8 protein-coding genes are annotated in these 18,350 nt (G+C 53.2%); 6 read left to right on the top strand and 2 right to left on the bottom strand.

Translation table 11 applies throughout. The features are described from left to right. Positions 1–107: 107 nt before the first annotated feature. Positions 108–4,490 carry a glycoside hydrolase family 38 N-terminal domain-containing protein gene (locus OHL19_RS03560; RefSeq protein WP_263356209.1) on the bottom strand — a complete coding sequence of 1,461 codons (4,383 nt, stop codon included), beginning with the start codon at positions 4,488–4,490 and terminating at the stop codon, positions 108–110. 146 nt (positions 4,491–4,636) lie between these two features. Next, the gene (locus tag OHL19_RS23215) at positions 4,637–5,113 is read right to left on the bottom strand and encodes a hypothetical protein (protein WP_449701827.1); all 477 of its coding nucleotides are present in this window, start codon (positions 5,111–5,113) and stop codon (positions 4,637–4,639) included. A 547-nt stretch (positions 5,114–5,660) separates the two neighbouring features. Here OHL19_RS23215 and OHL19_RS03555 point away from each other — a divergent pair. From OHL19_RS03555 to OHL19_RS03530, 6 genes are all read left to right on the top strand, one after another. Next, a complete protein-coding gene (locus tag OHL19_RS03555; RefSeq protein ID WP_263356208.1) occupies positions 5,661–9,170 on the top strand; it encodes a carboxypeptidase regulatory-like domain-containing protein in 3,510 nt (1,169 codons plus the stop codon). 90 nt (positions 9,171–9,260) lie between these two features. Beyond that, on the top strand, positions 9,261–10,406 hold the full coding sequence (locus OHL19_RS03550; RefSeq protein WP_263356207.1) for a pyridoxal phosphate-dependent aminotransferase: 1,146 nt from the start codon (positions 9,261–9,263) through the stop codon (positions 10,404–10,406). Between the two features lie 108 nt (positions 10,407–10,514). After that, positions 10,515–12,299 carry an ABC transporter ATP-binding protein gene (locus tag OHL19_RS03545; protein ID WP_263356206.1) on the top strand — a complete coding sequence of 595 codons (1,785 nt, stop codon included), beginning with the start codon at positions 10,515–10,517 and terminating at the stop codon, positions 12,297–12,299. Positions 12,300–12,387: 88 nt separating this feature from the next. Then, positions 12,388–15,933 (top strand): carboxypeptidase-like regulatory domain-containing protein, encoded by a 3,546-nt coding sequence (locus tag OHL19_RS03540; RefSeq protein WP_263356205.1) that lies wholly within the window; start codon positions 12,388–12,390, stop codon positions 15,931–15,933. An 84-nt stretch (positions 15,934–16,017) separates the two neighbouring features. Further along, positions 16,018–17,025 carry an aldolase gene (locus OHL19_RS03535; RefSeq protein ID WP_263356204.1) on the top strand — a complete coding sequence of 336 codons (1,008 nt, stop codon included), beginning with the start codon at positions 16,018–16,020 and terminating at the stop codon, positions 17,023–17,025. After that, positions 17,025–18,347, top strand: coding sequence for an MFS transporter (locus OHL19_RS03530; RefSeq protein WP_263356203.1), 1,323 nt, complete (start codon positions 17,025–17,027; stop codon positions 18,345–18,347). Before OHL19_RS03535 ends, OHL19_RS03530 begins: the two co-directional genes overlap by 1 nt. Positions 18,348–18,350 lie beyond the last annotated feature (3 nt).

The raw sequence follows: 18,350 nt of genomic DNA, 5'->3' as shown, positions 1-18,350 counted from the left end.
GTTACATGCTTTTGATTTATGCATCGCCAGGGTTCATTGAAAAATTAAGCAGAAAGGGCAGGCTCGCGCCTGCCCTTTCTTATGCTGCCTGGTCATCTTCTTATCTACTATTTCGACGGCACCAGGGTAATGCCGAAGACCAGAACATTTCTGTTGCTCGGCAGTGTGATGCTTTGGACGGTTTTGTTTGTATCAAGATTCAAAGAGTAAGCATGGAGATAAAACGGGTTGCCATCCTTCGAACCATCCGCAATGAGACGATAGGGCATATCGGCTGCAGCAGTCTCACCTTTGACATTGCCGGTGGAGGCCCAGTCGCTCAGAGTCCGCGTAAACGAAGAGCTGGTGCCATCCGTGTAGTTGACCGTGAAGATCTGTTGCCTCTGGTTCTCTTCGACTGCCGTGGCGAGAATCTTGAGGCTGGTGAACTTGCCTGACGGAAGAGTAATCGTTTTGCCTGTCACCACATCGGGAGCGTTGGCCGGACCGAGCTTGAAGACGACGCTTTCGCCGATCGCTTCAGAACCAAGTGCCTGCCTGGATAGAGAATAGCCACCGTCGTCGAGGCTGGCCGATGCCTCAAACTTTTTGCCATCGTCATAGATTCCGGTGACGTTGTACGCCGATGACAAATCGACAGCCACTGTCCCTTCAAGAACGGGAGTAACTGACACATCGGTGGTGAAAGAGTGCGATACGCCATCGGACACTCCTGTCACCGTGACTTGAGCTGTGGCCGGAGCGGTTGACTTGGTGGTGGTGAGAGTGAGAGCGCTTGAGCCCGTAGTGCTGGCCGGGCTGAATGCTGCCGTTACTCCTGCGGGCAATCCAGATGCGGTGAGGTTGACCGCTCCACTGAAGCTGCCTCTCGGCATGACAAGGACGTGCGTTGTAGCGGTCTTTCCTTGAGATACCGAGATGCTGGCAGAGGATGGTGAAAGTGTGAAATCACTAGCGCCCGCGTTAGGAGAAGGAAGCACGTCGTAGAGCGGACGAGCTGGTTCCACTGCAGGATTTTCAGTGGCTACAGAGATCGCGAGGATTCGGATCTTGTCGTTCTTTGGCAACAGAATCGACTTTGTACCCGGTGCGAGATCGATCGCGTATCCAAAGAGATAAGAATACGCATACGTTGCATTCTGGCCCGATGCATTGTGATGGTGGCTGGAATACCAGGCGAGATTGGCGCGCTTGATAAAGCCGGGTTTCAGCCCGATCATTTCGCCGTAGTTGTCATGGCTGGTGTCTGCGGAGCTCCATTGCCGATCATCCCACTGACCGATGAAGCCGCCCCAGTTCTGAATGTTAAGCTCGACCTTTTTGCCGCCCAAGTCGAAGGTTGCTTTCTGATCGCCGTCACTGGATGCAGCAAGCAGATAGACGCGGTTGTAATCGCCGGCGGGAAGATCAATCTTCTGTCCCTTGGCAACGATCGCATTCGGAGTGCCAGTCTTTGCAGGTGCAAGCTTGAACTGAACATCATTGAATGTGATCTGCGAAGGCAGCATTTCTGCCGGTAGCGTATTACCCTTGCCGTCGAACCCGGCAGCAGCGTGGTCGCCATCGTTGCTGGCAGTCGCCAGATCGTAGTGCAAGGTAACAGGAGCGGATTGTACGGCTGCCAGTTTGGTGGAGGGAGCTGCGAGCTTCAGGGCGAAAGTACGCGGTTGATATGCACCGAAGGACGTAACCAGAGCGCCTTCATTCAAGGTTGCAGGTCCAACCGGCTGCTCCTGGCCATTGACTTCGCGTGCTGCGGTAATTGGTGCAGCGAAGGAAACATGCACATCCGGTTGCGGCTTGCCATCGAGCTCGACGAGACGCACGATAACTTCGTCTCCCTGCTCTGCCTTCTTGACAGCCATCACACGTACACGCGGGTTGCTGACCTTCAGAAGAGAGAAGATACGGCCCTGCGAGCCGTCATGCTTTGACGTTTCAAAGGCAATCAGCGGAGCATTCAAACGCTGCCCCTGCCAATCGGTTTGAGCATCGCGCCATCCGTTGGAGTGACCTGCGATGCCGTAGATGAATTCGTGATGGCCAATGTCCTGCGTGGCCTGGTCGGCATAGCCGCCAGCAGTGCCCGGCGTAACGAGAAGTGTCAGACGAATCGTGTTGTCATTTGGCTTATCCGATCCGTTCTTGGCATCGGTGAGTACCGTCGCGCCGAACTTGCCACTGGCATCGGTCAGATCGATCCACTGATGCGACGGGACTTCAAACTTCTTCGGTTGTGCCGAGGGGCGTTGGATGGTGCCGATGTCCCAGTTATAGGTAGCCATCTGGTTCGACGCGGTGAGGGGGAAGGTTGCCTTGAGATTGGCTTCGCGCGTATTCCAATCGATAACGTTGCCGAACTCAACACGCTTTCCGCCATCGCCTGCCGTAAGGCTGATCGTCTGAACGAAGCGGGAACCAGCAGTCTCGCGCGATACTTCAATCGCAACGCGAACTGGACCGTCTTCGACTACCTTGATCTGCGCAGGACCGGAGACGTAGGCCTTGGGAGCGGCTTGTTCCTGATCCCAATCCATATTCCATGCGGGCCACTGTTGCGGGTTGTCATAGGAGATAGCCAGACGTGCAGGCGCAGCGAGCAATTCTTTTTCTGCCTGCTTGTCGTAGATGCTGGAGACATCTCCATCTTCGTTCAGCTTTACGCGGTAATACTCATTCTCCATGCCTTGCCTGGAGACTTGCAGCGTCGAAGAGGAAGCAGAGCCTGAGGTGGGCTCTACGTCATAGACGGCGTAGCCAACCGACGGCACATTTGCGAGGAAGAGGACTTTACCATCCGCAATCTGTGCCGGCACTTCTTTGCCATCTGGAGCGGTAACGCGCACGGCCTTCGGGGTGCCACCAGGGAAGTTGACCTTGGCCTGCACCAGGTCTTCGCGCGCGATGTTGAGTGGGTTGAATACAACGAGGGGAACGCCTTTGGCTTGCGTATCGAGGCTCGCGGCAACTGCTTCGCTGGCGTTGGTAAATACGCCTGCGAACTGGTTCATCGCGATGACATCGTCGTTCCATGCAAACTCGTAGCTTCTTGGAGTAGCGGTTCCTGCGGCGATATCGTGGAAGTGCGCGCCCATGGCGAGTGTCCACGCATCGTTGAGGCGATCAAGCGGATAGGTCCGCGCGCCAAGCCACTCGGCTGCAATCGACGACTTCTCGGCAGCGTCGGCAAGCAGTTCCTGCTGGCGAATCCAACGCTTCTGATAGGCCTGCGAGGTCAGCGAGGCAGCGGAGTGATTCGTGAGCTCCATCTCGCCGGTGTAACGAGGCAGTGTGGCTGTTTCGGCTGGAGTGATGTTGAGGAACATCTGATCGGCGGTCGCAGAGATCACATGCACTGGACCATCGCCAACCTTCTGGCTAGGCGCCTCGGAATGGCTCTGTCCCCTGGAGAATCTTCCCTGCGGTAGGGTGGCGTCGCCTTGCGTGACGATCGCTTCCAGCAGCTTCACGGACTCTTCGCTGGGCGAGCCACCGATATCGCCGGTGCCGTAATAGTGATAGTCGGCGAAGAGGCCGGTTACCTTACCGTTTTGCACGACGCGCGCAGCCCAGTCACCCTGGTATCGCTGCTCATCCCGATCATGCCGTCCCTGGGCCAGCGCAGCCTGTTCAGACCGCAGGCCGAACAACTGCTGCAGATCCTTCTCATCAGGCTTCTCTTTTTTCTGCTGAGCCTGCTGTATCTTCTGCTGCAAATCACCGATTTTCTTTTCCAGTTCAATAGATACGGGGCTTATGGGTTCCTCAGGCAACGGCTTGCTGAGGTCGCTGTAGATGCCGCCGCTGTAAGAACCAGGATTGAGGCCGGCGAGTACGCTTTCGCCGTCAGGTCCGACCCAGATGCCTACGTTGAATGGAGTTCCTTCGGGTGTTTTCTCAAGCGATTCCGGGCCGCCTGCATCGGCAGAAGATCCCCAGACAAGCTTTTGCGTCGAGAAACCCTTTACACCGGAGTGCGCCAGAATTGTCGGCAGCGAGGCAGGAAAGCCGAAGCAGTCCGGCAGCATGTATTCATTGCTGGCCTTGCCAAACTCCTTGCGAAACCAGTTATTGCCGTAGAGAATTTGCCGGATGATGGCTTCAGCGTTGGGCGCATTCACATCGCCTTCTTCCATCGACGAACCGGCAGGGAACCAACGTCCCTGATCGACATACGTCTTCAACCTTGCGTAATCCGCAGGGAAGTACTCCTTCATGAAGCGATAACGATTGGCGCCGCTGAAATTGAAGACATAATGGGGATATTTATCGAACAGTTTGAAGTTGTCTTCCATCGTCTTGCGAATGTATTCATCGATGACCTGGGGATATTCCCACCGCCACTCTGTGTCGAGATGCGCGTATCCAACCACATAAAGCGTTGGCTGTTTTGTAAGGTCGGGCTTTTCCGACGTTTGCACCTGGGCAACACCAAGCAATGGGCTAAAGCCCAATGAGACGGCCATTAAAGTGATGTAAAGTTTTCGCATCTTGACTCCCAATATGCCTTGTTCCAACAAACAGATATGACACTGGACGAAAAACCAGTGCCGTAAACAATCTATCGCAATAACTGAAGGTTATATGACGAGGACTCGGGCATGCGTACTTACCTGAATCCTCACCATAGCGTTGATCAGAATGTAGTCTTCCCGGAGACTTGCAGGGCTCTTGGGAAGTTCTGCTGGATTTCCGGCACAGTCCAAAAGCCGGTCCAGCCTGACCCGGTAATAAAGTGGGCGCAGCAATCTCCAGGATTCGTATTGGGCCCTGGAAATAGCACGGTATTGAGAGCGTTGAAGGTGTCCAAACGAAGACGGAAGCAAATGTTGTCGCGGATCCAAACTCCCTTTTGCAGCGACAAATCTATGTTTGCAATGGTTTGGGTACTTATCTGGTTGATTGTCTCTGCGAGATCGTACAATCCCCTCGTTGGGATATTCTGCCAGCAGCTCGTATTGCAAGTGTAGAAATAGCCGGTATTGATGCCTACTGGCGTTCCACTCTGGTATACAGATACGGTGCTGTGAGTCCAATCGTTAACAATCGTCCCGATGGCCCGGTTTGGATTCGAGAGTACCAAAGATCCCTTTCCAAGGGAAAGATTCCACACGTGGGAAGGTTTCCATTCTTTGTGGTAACGATTCCATTGATTTGAAAATTGTGCTTGCGTATCCTTTGGGATGTCAAGATTTTTCTTGATTACTGAATTTTGCACTACCTTGACCGCCCGACTTTGTACTGCCGGCGACCTCTCGATCGACTAACATTGGTGGCTAAATCTCAAAGATCGGGGTGCAACTATCTTTATTGGGGTAATACTTGCCGGGTACTGATTTGACAGACGTTTAGTGCTTATCTAAAATCCTGACATGCGTTTGGCCCAAAAGCATAGTTGTTGTTGCTCCTGGCAGGTTTGCCCTGCACAGTTGAGCTATGTGCTCGCCGCGCAGAGTTGTCGATAGTCCTCTGACGACTCTCTTTTTCCTATCCCGTAACTAAGGAATCCTCTTAGCAAGGATTTCTGCTATGCATCCCAGCAGAAATCAAAATTGCGTCAGGAATCGAAACTCCAAAAGACCAGATTCCTGGCATGGAGTTATGTGATTCTTTCCTCTTTCCTGGCGCGGATATTCTCACTGCAACCTTTAGGAGATCACGTGACACAATCCATATTTCACCGCAGTTTTTGGCCTTTATTTTCTCAATTCACATTTTTAACGGCGTTATTCGCCGCATTTCTTCTTGCTGGCATGCCTGTATCCTCCATAGCACAAACCTTCAATAGCGGGTTGCGCGGGACTATCACAGACTCCAATGGGGCCGCGTTACCGGGTGCAAAGGTAACTCTCACGGATGAAGCAACACACCAGATACGCACAGTTATCACGGATAACATCGGCGCCTATGCATTCAGTGAGCTTCGTCCCTCCGCATATACCCTTCATATCGATGACGCCGGATTCAGTGCGACCGATCGTATACACATTCTGCTTGCCACACAGGACTTTCTCACCCTTGACGTCCCTCTGACGGTGGGCAAGGCTACGGATGTGGTGCAGGTAAATGCGGAGGCTGCACTCGTTGATCCTTCGACAGCCTCGGTAAGTACGGACTTAAGCCAGCAACAGCTTGTGAACTTACCCATCCTTGGTCGCAACCCATACATGACGGTTAAAGTCTCAGGCTTATTCGTCAACACGGGCAGCCCGCAGTTCGTCCGTTTTGCCGATCAAAATGGAACGACACAAACATCCGTTGCAGGTGGACCTATCGGCTCGAACCAATATCTGATCGATGGCGTTCCAATCACGGATACGAATAATCGGCCGATTGCTATTCCTACAATCGAAGCTATTCAAGATGTGAAAGTGCAGGCAAACACTTACGATGCGCAGGTAGGCCGCACAGGCGGCGCTGTATTCAATACCCTGCTGCGCTCGGGATCCAATGTTTATCACGGATCGGTCTTTGGAGCTACGCGGCAAACAGAATGGCTGGCCAATGATTTTTTTGCCAACCGCTCTGGAATCCCACGGCCTGACAGCCCTTATTACAACTGGGGCGCATCGCTTGGTGGATTTGTCTTCGTTCCGCATGTCTACGATGGACACAATAAGACGTTCTTTTTTATAGCATCGGAAGGTTATATTCAGACATCGCCTTACACTGAGAGCTTCGCAGTACCTACGGCGCAGGAGCGCACAGGCGATTTCTCGAGCAGTCACAACACAGATGGTTCACTCAACGTGATTTATGACCCCACTAAGACATATACGGATACGGCAGGCGTCATCCATCGCACTCCTTTTGAAGGCAACATCATCCCTCAAAATCGCTTGAGCAATGTAGGTAAGAACATCGCGTCTTACTATCCGCTTCCCCAGTTAGCCGCACCTACAGGACAGACTAACTTCACCGGCACGGATAATGTGCGCGACCATGCACAGGAAGTAACAGTTAAGCTGGATCAGCAGATCCGTCCGTGGTGGAATATCAGTGGTTCGTATATCTTCTATGAAGCTCTTCAGCCACTGGGTAATCCTCTGGGAACTCTTCCGGGAAGTTATTCCTATACCTATCATCGACAGGTAGATGCGACACAATTGAATAGTACCTGGATCCTCAATCCCAAAACAGTTTTCACCGCACGTTACGGCAACAACCGCTTCCCTAACCTTATCGCTGAAGTTAGCGAGGGATTCAATCCATCTTCGCTCGGTTTTCCTACCTCTCTGACAAGCCAGTTTCAAGCTAATTTCTTTCCGACTATCTTCTTGCGCAACTTTTCACAACTTGGTCAGGACACGAGCTCGCTGGACAATTGGAAATCGCAGACTTTGAGCGGTACTCTTACTCGGAGTGAAGGCAAACACAACCTCTCCTTTGGCGCGGAGTATCGCCGCATCCGCATGAACTTCATCGATCTCGGGGATGCCCCTGGAACCTACACGTTCAGCGGTGCATTCACGCAGGCATTTCCAGGTGTATCCGGGGACGGCAGCGGCTCCGATATGGCCGATCTATTGCTGGGGCATCCTGTTAGCGGCAAGGTGGAAACTTCAACGCAATTGAACACGTATCTCGACTACTTCGGCATCTTTGCGCAGGACGATCTGCGTCTCACCCGGAAGCTTACGCTGAACCTCGGATTGCGTTACGAAAGCGAAACCGGCTTGAAGGAAGACCATAACCAATTGGCTGTTGGATTTGATCCGACTGCGACTACGTCACTTGCTCCCAACACAAAGGTGACAGGCGGAGTTCTGTTCGCAGGCGTGAACGGCAATCCACGCGACATCGGAGATCTCTCCCGATTGAAATTTGCTCCGCGTCTTGGCGCTTCGTATGCGCTTGATTCAAAGACTGTATTACGCGGCGGCTATGGCATCCTGTATGCGCCGATACGATATGATCCCAGCGCAGCTCTCGCCCCTGGTTATACGCAGTACACGCCCTACGTGGCCAGTAATGACAATGATCAAACGCCCGCCAACGTGTTGGACAATCCATTCCCGAGTGGAATTGAAAAGCCCGCGGGTAACTCCGCAGGTTTGTTGACCGGGATTGGAAGCTCCGTCACCACGTACGATCAGCATTTCCGCGCACCTCGTGTACAACAATTCTCTGCGGGCATAGAGCGTGAGTTACCTGGCGGCATTGCTCTCGAAGTAGACTACATCGGTTCGCGTTCGACGAATCTTTCACCCGGTTCCACGGGCGCTACTCCAATCAATTACAACCAGCTCAACCCATCCAACTTTGGCCTTGGCTACGCTGCATTGAGTAACTCGGTGGCAAACCCCTACTTCGGAAATGGCGGTACCGGGATAATTGGTAGCGCAACAGTTGCACAGTCGCAGCTACTGCTACCGTATCCCCAGTTCAGCTCAGTCAACCTACTGGATTCATCCAGCCATGCCGACTACAACGCGTTGCTCGTCAAGGCTGAGCGCCGTGTGGGGCGCGGGCTAAACTTGATCTCTTCCTTTACATGGTCGCGCAATCGGGATGCTTCTTTCGCAACAACAAACAGTATTCAAGCACCTGCGGCGAGCGCGCCTCAAAACATCTATGACTTGAAGGCCGAGTACGGGCTCGCTGTCAACAATGTTCCTTATCGCTTCTCTGCCGGAGTTACTTATGATCTGCCAGTCGGGCACGGTCAACGATTCTCTACTGGATCGAGCATTGCTGATTTGATCGTCGGCAACTGGCAGCTTAATGTGGTTCCAACCTTCCAGGCTGGTTTCCCTGTCACAATTAGCCAGAGCAGCAATCCGAACAGTTCGATTGTGGGTAATGGTGTGCAGCGGCCAAATCTGAACCCAGGCATTTCTCTTGGAACTCACGGAAGCGTGTATGGCAGGCTTGGCGGCTACATCAATCCCACTGCCTTCAGCACTTCTTCTGTGCTCACTTTCGGCAATGCCCCGCGTACGCTTTCGCTGCGTGGACCAGGTTTTGAAAACTGGGATCTCGCGCTATTCAAGAATGTATTGATCCATGATCGCTTCAACGTTCAGTTTCGCGCGGAGAGTTTCAACGCCTTTAATACTCCGCAATTTTCTGGACCAAATACATCCTTTGGCAGTTCTAACTTCGGCGCCATTACATCGCAGGCGAACTTCCCGCGCTACCTGCAACTCGGATTGCGCGTCGGGTTCTAGCTTTGATTTGAATCGCGCCGTTACGGCACTCGCAGGAGTGCCGTAACGGAGTTTTCGTTTTATGCAACAGCTTTGAAAGGAACGAATTGAATGTCGATGTATCCGATAAGTTCAACGAGGCTCAGCCGACGCAATGTATTGAAAGCCTCTGGATTCGCGCTGGGAGCAAGTGTGCTTTCTTTGCGTCCCGCACAGGCCATAGATGCCTCAGCGGACGCTACGGCAAATGCAAAAACTCTCACGCGCTTGTCTCTGAATGAGAATCCATACGGCCCATCGCCGCTGGTCGCTGAAGCAATCCGACGTGAATTTACGCGGTTGAATCGATATGCGGATGCGACGGCAGCGCAACAGCTAGCCGAGCAAATTGCAGCGTACGAACGTATTCCAGTCGAGCAGGTAGTGCTGGGCGAAATCCTTAATGTTCTCGGCCTTTATCTCGGCAGCGAGGGCGGCCCTGGCTCTGAGTTTCTCTACTCCACGCCAGGCTATCTTGCCCTCATTGATGCGGCCGCGCACGTTGGAGGAGTCGGCGTCCCTGTTCCACTTAACGAGCAGTATCACAACGATCTTGTAACTCTCGCGAAGAAGATCACGCCCAGGACTCGTGGCATTTATCTGGTCAACCCTCACAATCCTACGGGGACAGTCGAAGATAGCCATGTATTCAAGCAGTTCCTGCGGGAGAGTTCACAACACGCTGTCGCGATCGTGGATGAAGCATATCTGGAATATACAGATGATTTCGAAGAGCGCTCCGCAGCTTCACTGGTACGAGACGGAGCGAATGTTATGGTCTTTCGCACCTTCGATAAGATTCATGGGCTGGCAGGCTTGCCTATTGGATATGTGCTGGCGCCTCGCTCACTCGCCGATGCGTTGCGAAAGCAGGGTGCAGGGGATGCAGAGGGATTGGGGCGTCTCAACATTGCAGCCGCCGGGGCCGCATTGAGTGATACTGCGCAAATAACACGTACTCGTACAACGGTAGCGAAAGAACGCGAACAGTGGGTATCTGTGCTGCGAGATCTTAACCTGCCGCACACCGACACTTATACCAACTTTGTGTTCTTCGATACCGGTCAGCCCCAGCCAAAGCTTGCAGCGGCAATGCGTGCGCATGGCATCGATATTGGGCGCGCACATCCTCCATACACAAACTGGGCGCGCATCACCATCGGGCTGCCGGAAGAAAATCTTCGTGCTCAATCGGCGCTTCGGCAGATACTTCGATAAAAAGTTCTATCGGTTTCTTGCACCCTCAATTGCCCTAATTACAATTCGCTGACATTTGAGCGACGGACCTCTGACAACACCGGGTCCGTTGATTGATAGCTTCGCTCTATGGGCAGACAATCGCAAGGGCATCCAGTCGAGTCGGCAGATCCGTTGAAGCAGACGAATCTGTCGGATCTTCCTGCTGGTGCAAAGCGGCCCTTTCGCGTTGCCGAGAGTCTTCGATCAGCGCTTCATCTCGTCGGCAATCGACAGCGCTTTACCTTCGCGTGGTTAATTGTAGCGAGAGTCGCGGTTGGCATTTGCGATCTATTGCTTGCCGGCTCGATGTACTTCTTATTCTTATTGCTGCAAGGCGCTCCGCCGACACATCATCTCTGGTGGACACCGAAGACGACGCTATCAGCGGCCCTGACCACATCCGCCCTGGTCGTTCTTCGAACCCTGATGGATATCTCTTCAACTCGCGCTGTTGTCAGCCATATTCAACGTCTCTATACAGAAATCCTGCTACGCCTGACAACTGGCTATAACGAGATGCAGTGGAGCCGGTTTGTAGAGCGCAATCGCAGTGAACTTCTGAACCATGCGATGTATTCGGCACGAGAGGCAGCGAATTTCTATCATCTTGTCATCGAGATGATAACGTCCATTGTTGTCGTGCTGGTCATGACCGTAGCGCTCGTCTATCAGAACCCTGCGGCTGCTTGCGGCCTTGGCGTTGCCGTGTTGTTGTTTTATGTCATACACAGATTTTTCATTCGCACGAAACTACAAAAGGCAGTGTCGGAGCGCGAACAGTCTCTGCGAGTTTTGCAAAGAAGTCTCGCGGACATGTTTTCTTCGGGGAAAGAAATACGCAGTTACGGGATCGAAAGCTTCTTTCAGAACCGGATCGGCAAGCAGGCGCGCGATGTAGCTGCGGGGCATTTGCAGGTCGTCCTTCTTCCTCAGATTGCAAGGATTCTGGCCGATCAAGGTGTGGTGCTGCTCTTTCTCTTCATTGTTGTCGCGGTGCAACTGCGCAACGGAGATACGCGTCAGCTACTATCCCTGTTGGTCTTTTATTTCGTACTCTCTCGACGCCTGCTGCCTCTCATAAGCCAGATATCATTCATGGCCGGGCAGATGGAAAGCTCCTATAAGAATGTTCAGGTTGTCGCTTATGAATTCAACGATTGCATGCTGCATCGCATGGTTGCACCCACGATGCAGCTACCGGATGAAGACTTAGTTATAGAAATCGACCGTGTTAGTTTTTCGTTTCATGAGGATGTTCCGATTCTTCGGAATGTGTCCTTATATATGCGCAGAGGCGAAACGGTTGTGCTTCATGGCGTTTCCGGGAGCGGAAAAAGTTCCCTTCTAAACATCGTCGCAGGCGTGTTACAACCGAATTCAGGCGATGTTCGAGTCGATCGCGCGAACATCGCCTACGTGCCTCAGGACATCGCCCTGCTGGATGATTCGATACGCAATAACCTGCTGTTCGGGTTGGCGGCAAAGAGCGATGCGGAGTTAATGAGCGCGTTAGCTATTGCTCGGCTGGACGAGTTCGTCGCTGCACAACCTCAAGGTCTGGATACTGGTGTAGGCGACAACGGAGCTTTATTTAGTGGAGGCCAGCGGCAGAGGCTGGGGCTCGCTCGAGCTATCCTTCGCGGCTCCAGGTTGTTGTTACTCGATGAAGCGACTTCGGCACTGGACGAAGAGAACGAATCACGAATTCTTGAGAGCCTGAGTACTTCTGGAATGGCGGTGCTGCTTGTAACGCATCGTGCTCATAGGCGAGCTTACGCTCAGCGCGTATTCAGGCTGCAACAGGGCCGCCTGATCGAAGAGCCTGTCTCAGAGTTGTCCCCGGAACATGCATACATCGGGACAAAGAAGTGACAAATCAATAACAACTTGCAGTATCCATCTCTTCATACTCAGCCAAGGAAAGATGAACCATAAGGAAGCCATTGTGAGAGGTAAGTGTATGAAAACAGATTCACTGCGAATCCATATCGCATCAGTTGCAGCAATTTTCCTTTTATTTATCGGAACGGCCTTTGGGCAAACTCCAGGTACGGGTGCGATTTCAGGCGTCGTTAGCGACCCTGCGGACCGTGTGGTGTCGAACGCTCAGATACTTGCAGTGAATGAGGCAACTCATGTCTCACGATCGGTGACGACCACCTCTGAGGGAGTATTTCGCGTTCCTCTACTGCCACCGGGCATGTATACAGTCACAGTTATCGCAACAGGATTTTCAGGAAACACTTCCCACTCGATTGAAGTAACAGTGAGCGCAACGACGTCGTTGAACGTAAAACTGGCGATTGCAGCGGCTAGTACCAGTGTGCAGGTTACAGGCGGAAGTGCTGAAGTATCGAAGCTTGAAAGCTCGACGCTCGGAGGCCTGGTAGATGAAACCGCGATTCGCGCATTGCCCCTGTCGAGCCGAAATTATACGCAGATCCTGGGACTGGCTCCTGGTGTGGTCGTCGACCTGCCGACCGCTACAGCGCTTGGAAATGGAACGCAGAATGTAGCATCGAACGGTGCTACTGCGACGAATAACAATATTCAATTCAACGGCGTCGATGCCAACAACATATACGAAAACTCAGCATCCAATGCCGAAAGCTCTATCGTGGGTACGGCCATTCCGGCACCGGACACAATCGAAGAATTTCGGGTACAGACGGCTAACTTCGATGCTGCATACGGACGTGGTACAGGCGCAAATGTAGACCTGGTAAGTAAGAGCGGTACGAATAAATTCCACGGAAGCGCATGGGAATTTCTGCGGAATAACATCTTCAATGCAAATGACTTCTTCTCTAAGCTGCATGGACAGCCGCGTGCGGATCTGAAGCAGAATCAGTTTGGCGCGTCCATCGGTGGACCGATCAGGCACGACAGGACGTTCTTCTTTGGGGCCTATCAGGGATCGACCGAGGTGAATGGCCTGGGTGATGAACAGAATGATGTCTACCCACTGCTGACCGCTGACCGTTCGGCGGCTGGGCTTGGAGCGCAGTTTTGCCCTGCTGGACATCTGAATGCGATGGGCCAGCCGGCGACAGGATATCTGACATTGGCTGGCGGAACTCAGGTAGCTTGCGATGGATCAAACATTAATCCCACGGCGCTGGCTATCCTGAACGCCAAGCTGCCGAATGGTCAGTTGGCGGTACCAAGTCCTCAGACTGCTGTCCCGAACAGCGGCAGTGACCCTACCGATCAGTTGCCTTTGGGAGCATCGACGTACGCGATTCCGGCACATTATCGGGAAGACCAGTTTACGGTTGATCTCGACCAGATACTGAACCAGAAAAATACTTTGTCCGGGCGGTTCTTTTACGCACGCGCACCGGAGACGCTGGCATTTTCGCCGAACGGAGCAGCGAATGTTCCGGGATGGCCCACCAACGATCTGAGCCGCAACACCATGTTTGTACTGGCGGATACGCATGTCTTCACTTCAAACTTGCTGAACATCGCCCGGCTTGGTTACACCCGGTTCGATGGACTATCGAGGGTACAGAGCCCGATCACGGCACAGGCAATTGGGATCGGCACACCAACGGGCGCAGTAGGACCTACGCTGAGCGCACCGGGGTTGATGGTCGCTGGACTTACAATCGGCGACGCAGGCACACCGTCTGAGTGGCAGGTGACAAACTCCTTCATCTACCAGGACACGATCGCACTGACCAAGGGCCGTCACAACATGCGCTACGGAGCCGAGTTTAGACGGCATCAGGCCGATATAAACTCCCCGAACGAAACCGACGGTTTACTGCAACTTCCCAGCTTCGACGACTTTCTGCTGGGGCAGAGCGCGGCGCAGAACGGCAGTCCATTTGGATTCAGCAATGTGGGGACCACGCAATCGGGTGGAGGTATTTTCCGCAGGGATATACGCTATTCGGATCTCGCGATCTTCGCACAGGATGACGTCAAGCTGACCCGGCGTCTGACAATCAATGCCGGTCTGCGATACGAGATTTTCGGCGCTCCGACAGAGGCGAATGGACGGCTGGCGAACTTCGACGCGAACATTGCCCAGCAAGGGCTTCTGCCAGCCTCGGGAACATTCAGCGGATTTACGGTGCCATCCAACTTTGAGGGCACGATACCTGCGGGCATAGTCCGGACATCGTATGCAGGACTATGGAAGACCCCACACGCGGACGTGTCGCCACGGCTTGGTTTTGTGTGGCAGATGACAGAAAAGCCCGTGCTGGTACTGCGTGGCGGATATGGCATTTACTATGACCAGCATTCGGCTGGCATCGTGGAGTCGGGATTATCGCAGCCTCCATATTCCACGGGAAATATCATCCAGGGAGCTGCCAACGGACGAGCGACCTTGCAGAGCCCGTATGACCCATTGGTGCTGCCTAACTCCAGTTATCCAATCTTCATAACACGCAGTACAGCTACCCCTCTTCCCTTTACTCAGGGATCTGACCCGAACATCAAGGACGGCAGGACCCAGGAGTACAACCTGAATGTGCAGTATGCGCTTGGTCGTGACTATCTCCTCGAAGTGGGCTACGTAGGAACGCGTTCTGTGCATCGGCCTGGTCAGATCGAGTTCAATCAGTCGCTGTTGGCCAGTCCTGAAAGTCCAGTGAACGGGGAGACGACAAACTCGGTCAACAATGTCGCTGCCCGGCAACCATTCCAGGGCGTACCTCAAGGATCGCTCTTCGCAGAATCGGTCTTCGTTGGTAACTACAATTCTCTGCAGATCAGCGTTACGAAACGGATGACGCATGGCTTCCAGGTTCAGGCAAGCTATGTCTGGTCGAAGAATCTGGACGAGCTCAATGGAGAGGGCGGGAACGATACTTTCGAAACCCAGCTCCCGACCAATGATCAACACAATCTGCGGCAGTCTTCATACGGACTTGCGGGTGACGATCGGGATCAACGAATCGTGGCAAACTTCACATGGACAGCACCGAAGTTTACTTCGCTTCCAACGCTGCCGCGTCACGTGCTTACGAATTGGGAATTCTCAGGCATCGGAGTAATACAGTCTGGCGCTGCACTGAGTATCTTTGACGGCAACGCTGGCTCTGTCTATGGAAACTTCAACAATCGCGCACAGGCTACTGGAAGTAGTCCTTCAACGCACGGATCGCTCTTCTCGCGCGTAGTTGGAAGCGGCCGCTACCTGGACGCAACCGCATTCACGCGTGCGCCCGAAGCACCCAATGGAACAAGCCTGGCAGACCAGAATTTTGGCAACAGCAGCGTAGGCATCGTGCGCGGCCCTGGGCAACACAATCTCGATATGGCCGTGGAACGAGTGTTTCCAGTAAAGAGCTGGAGCAGCTTCCGGTTCCGTGCTGAATTCTTTAACGTGACAAACACGCCGCAGTTCGGCAACCCGAACACCAGCCTGGGCTATGGAGTTGCAACACTTCCAAATCCCGTGGCCAGCTCTGGGTTTGGTCAGATCTCAGGGGAACAGGGCGGCCCGCACCCGCGCATCATTCAGTTCGCAGCGAAGTACGTGTTCTAAGCAGAGTCAGCGAAGCGGAAGGCTGAATACTTTCCGCTTCGCGCTCTACGACTTCGCACTCTACGACTTTGAAAAGGAGATGATGTGACGACCGAGGAGATAGAAGTAGCAGCGGCTCAGTTGCAATTGGCAGAGCCCCGCCCACAGGGTCTCGAAGAGCAGGAGCTCTTGCTGCAATGCAAGTTATATCCGTACGGATTTCCCATGGAAGTGAAGACCAACTCGGCCGAGATCATCGCTCTCTTGACCGATATGCTGGGAGCTTTTGAAAAGTGCTTTGATGTAGAACCCATTCGCGCTGAGATTCGCGTCGTTGAAACAGAGTCAAATGAGTGCCCGCCTCCACCGGCCTATCGGCAGACCTATCCGATATTCACAGCCGTGGCGGACAAGGACAATTACCTCATCCTCCACTTTCCAACCAGAAGATCCTATATGACGCTATCGAGCGCAGCGATGCAGCACGAACCATATCTGAGATTTTTCTTCATGGAGTCGATAGCAGGCGTTCACCTTGGAACTTCGTATGCGACTGCCCTGCATGCCGGGTTCGTATCGCTCGAAGGAACCGGAGTGCTTCTGTGTGGCGACTCCGGTGCCGGCAAGTCGACTTTGACCTATGCCTGCGCACGATCCGGATGGAAGTATGTTACGGACGACTGCTCGTTTCTGCTGCATAACGAGGAGCGCAATCTGGTGACTGGCAATTGCTATCGAGTACGCTTCCGCCCAAGCGCTGCATCTCTCTTTCCTGAGGTCGCGGGCAAGGAGCTTACGGATCGCGCAGGCGGCAAGCCGTCAATCGAATTACCCACGACAGACCTGCCGGATATCGTTCCCTCCCACATGGAAGAGGTGCGCTATATGGTCTTTCTGAATCGGCACAGTGATGGGCCGCACGAACTTGTGCCTTATTCCAAAGACGCCGCACGTACCTTTTTGCGAAGCTATATTTCTGGAACGGGAGAGACGCTGCTGAAGCACTCTCAAGCAGTTGAGCGCTTGCTGGCAGTGGATATCCTGGAGCTTCGCTATACCGATCTTGATTGGGCTATCGAACGACTGCGAACACTCGTGCAGGAAGGACGATAGTGGAGTTAGAGCCCCAACCTGGACTTGCTATCGAGGATACTTTTTCTTTTTGGAAAAATCCTGTCGGTTGGCTTAGACAAAAGGAGCTGGGTAACGGCTTCTGGCAATTCTTTGCGGTTGCATTCTTTTTTACTGCGGGCTTCTCGGTATATCTTTTCCTCTTTAATCTCTACCTGCTCGATTTTCATTTCAATGAACGCCAGATAGGTCTGATAGGTGGAGCAATGACGCTCGGCTCGCTGGCCGGAACATTGCCTTCAGGCATATTGGCACGAAGGATTGGCCTGCGTCCGCTCCTCTTCTTTTCTCTTATCGCACCGCCGCTGCTCTTTGAGTTGCGCGCAGTATGGATATGGGAACCTGCGCAGATCGTCATGGCTTTTCTCGCAGGCGCGCTGATGTCTTCATGGGGAGTTTGTTTCATTCCAGCGGTTGCGCGGCTTACAACTGAAAAGAATCGCCCTTCCGCTTTCAGTCTGCTTTTTGCAGTGGGTATCGGTACCGGCGCATTGGGTGGCCTGGTGTGTGGCTATCTGCCTAAATGGCTAGCCATGGCCGGATTTAATCTGCAGGCTACAGAGATCAAACGGCTGATCCTGATGGCTTCCTGCGGTATCGTTCTGCTCGGAATCATTCCGATGATGAAGCTGCAACTACCGGCTCCGTCTGAAGCGAAAGAAGAGGCGGAGATCAGACCGGTAGGCGGCCATCTGCTCCAGAGGCTCAAAGGTCACTCGTTCCTTCTGCGCTTTCTGCCGGTTATGGCGCTATGGGCCACAATCGAAGCTGCCTTTACTCCATTCTCCAATGTCTATCTATCGCGCCAGCTACACATTCCTCTGACACGAATCGGACTCATCTTTTCAGCCGCGCAAGTACTACAGCTTTGCATGGGATTATTGGCGCCGGTAGTTTTCCGTCTTCTCGGATTGATAAATGGCATTGTCACCATACAGGTAGCCATTGCTCTTGCACTTGGCGCGATGGCAGCAGCGGGCAATGGAAATTTGGCGATAGGGTTCTATCTGACTTTCTGCGCTATCCAATGGATGAGCTTTCCTGGGCTCAATAGTTTGCTGACGAATGAAACCCCCGATAAAGATCTCAGCATGGCATCGGCGACGATGATGTTCTGCAATGCCCTGGCTGGTGCAGCCTCAACAGCAATAGCGGGAACTTTGTATACCCGATTGGGATATCCGCATGTTCTGGCCGGGATCGCTTGTATCGCAGCAGTGATCGCAATTCTCTTCCGGGTGCTACTCGGGAAAGAGCGCTCCACAACAAGACAATCGCAGGAGGTCGCACAACTTGTTCCGTAATCA

Origin of the sequence: Acidicapsa ligni, assembly GCF_025685655.1 — a bacterium.
Lineage (GTDB): Bacteria > Acidobacteriota > Terriglobia > Terriglobales > Acidobacteriaceae > Acidicapsa > Acidicapsa ligni.
This window is presented reverse-complemented; position numbering and strand designations above follow the sequence as displayed.

Excerpts from the sequence above, each read along its gene's own strand:
- OHL19_RS03540 (WP_263356205.1), top strand. The coding sequence starts at position 12,388 with ATGAAAACAGATTCACTGCGAATCCATATCGCATCAGTTGCAGCAATT.
- OHL19_RS03560 (WP_263356209.1), bottom strand. The coding sequence starts at position 4,490 with ATGCGAAAACTTTACATCACTTTAATGGCCGTCTCATTGGGCTTTAGC.
- OHL19_RS03550 (WP_263356207.1), top strand. The coding sequence starts at position 9,261 with ATGTCGATGTATCCGATAAGTTCAACGAGGCTCAGCCGACGCAATGTA.
- OHL19_RS03545 (WP_263356206.1), top strand. The coding sequence starts at position 10,515 with ATGGGCAGACAATCGCAAGGGCATCCAGTCGAGTCGGCAGATCCGTTG.